This window comes from Micromonospora sp. AMSO12t, assembly GCF_008806585.1.
Lineage (GTDB): Bacteria > Actinomycetota > Actinomycetes > Mycobacteriales > Micromonosporaceae > Micromonospora > Micromonospora reichwaldensis.
The window spans coordinates 1-1,406 of sequence record NZ_WAAS01000500.1 but is presented as its reverse complement, the minus strand read 5'-3'; the positions used below and the strand labels follow the sequence as shown (position 1 = coordinate 1,406).

1 protein-coding gene is annotated in these 1,406 nt (G+C 78.6%); it reads left to right on the top strand.

What is annotated here, in order from left to right; genetic code table 11:
* Positions 1–1,406: DUF3488 and transglutaminase-like domain-containing protein (locus tag F6X68_RS32615; protein WP_225852571.1), on the top strand; the 1,406-nt coding region annotated here is incomplete at both ends.

Here is a 1,406-nt window from a genome sequence, read left to right as displayed (position 1 = left end):
GGCCGGCCGGTGGACCCCCGGCGGTACGTCGAGCCGCCGCAGGTGGAGACCCTCGACGAGAACCCGCTCATCCGGATCTCCGGCTGGGCGCTGAACCCGGGCCAGCAGCTGCTCGACGTGCGTACGCAACGGTCGGGCCCGCCGGATTCCGCGCCGGCCGAGGAGCCGGGGGCCGCCCCCGGGCCGGGCGCCGCCGCACGCCCGGTGCCGATCCGGCTGGCGGTGCTCAGCGACTACGACGGCGTGACCTGGCGGGTCGGCGCCACGTACCGCAACGCGGGGCGGATCCTGCCCGTGACGGCGCCGGCGGCCGACAGCACCGTGGAGACGGTACGGCAGGAGATCACCGTCGCCGGGCTGAGCGGCCGGCTGCTGCCCGCCGTCGCCACCCCACGCCAGGTCACCGGCGCCCGGGTGGCGTACGACCCGACGACCGGGACGCTGATCCGCCCGGAGGGCCTGACCCCGGGGCTGCGCTACGACGTGACGTCGGCGCTGGAGACGCCCGACTCCAACCTGCTCGCCACGGCGGACGTGCCGGCCGGCGAGGAGGTGGCCCGGGTGTTGCGGGTCGCCGACGGGGTGCCGGAACCGTTGCGCCGGCTCGCCGCCCAGCTGGCCGAGTCCAACGGCGCCCCGTACGCGCGGGCCGCCGCCGTGGAGCAGTTCCTCGCCGAGCACTACCGCCTCGTCGCGGACGCGCCCAGCGGGCACGCGTACCCGAACCTGAACTTCTTCCTCTTCGGCCCCCGCAACGCCGGCGGGCAGCGGGGCACCTCCGAGCAGTTCGCGGCGGCGTTCGCCGTGCTGGGCCGGCTGACGGGGCTGCCGACCCGGGTGGTGGTGGGCTTCCGTGCCGCCGGCGACGGTCCGGTCCGGGCCGGCGACGCGTACGCCTGGCCGGAGGTGCTCTTCGAGGGGCTGGGCTGGGTGCCGTTCGACCCGCTGCCCAGGCCCGACGAGGAGCCGCGCCCGGTGGAGGAGGACTTCCGCCCCGCGCCGGAGGAGCCGCCCCCGTCGGAGGTGCCGGAGCCCACGGTCGAGCCGACCGTGTCGCCGGAACCGGCCGCCGCGCCGGGCGGGCGGGCCGGCTCCGGTGGACCGTCGACGGCGCTGCTGGTCGGCGGCGGGACGGGCGGCGTGCTGCTGCTGGTCGTGGTCGCGCTGCTCGCGCTGCTGCTGATGCGCCGGGCGCTGACCCGGGCGCGGCTGGAGCGGGGCGACCCCGGCCAGCGGATCGCCGGCGCCTGGCGGGAGGTGACCGACGCGCTGCGGCTGTCCGGGCACCCGGTCGGCGGGAATCTCTCCGCCTCCGAGGTCGCCGCCCACGCCCGCCGGGCCGTCGCCGATGCCCGCGCGAGGCGGTCCGGGCACGCCCCGACGACGGCCGGCCCCTCCCCCGGTCC